The organism is Klebsiella sp. SWET4, from assembly GCF_024296565.1.
Taxonomy (GTDB): Bacteria; Pseudomonadota; Gammaproteobacteria; order Enterobacterales; family Enterobacteriaceae; genus Klebsiella; species Klebsiella variicola.
In genome coordinates this window covers 949-1,190 of the sequence record NZ_JANCOB010000049.1, presented here as the reverse complement: position 1 = coordinate 1,190, position 242 = coordinate 949, and the positions used below count along the sequence as shown (strand labels likewise).

Below are 242 nucleotides of genomic sequence, written 5' to 3'. Positions count from 1 at the left end.
GTCCGTTGGTCAGCGTGCTGATCCCCTGCTTCAACGAGGAGAAGGTGATCGCCGCCTCGGTGGCGCGGATCCTGGAGTCGAAGTGGAAGAACCTCGAGGTGCTGGTTCTGGACGACGGCTCCAAGGACCGCACGGCCGACGAGGTGCGCGCCCACTTCGCCAACGATCCGCGCGTGACGCTGCTGTCGTTCGAGAACGGCGGCAAGGCGCGGGCCGTGACCCGCGGCCTGGCCGTGGCCAAG

The 242-nt window shown here is 68.2% G+C and carries 1 protein-coding gene; it reads left to right on the top strand.

The annotated features are described in order from the left end of the window. Nucleotides 1-242 (top strand): glycosyltransferase (locus tag NKJ21_RS27425; RefSeq protein WP_254733444.1); only part of this gene is annotated, 242 nt, incomplete at both ends.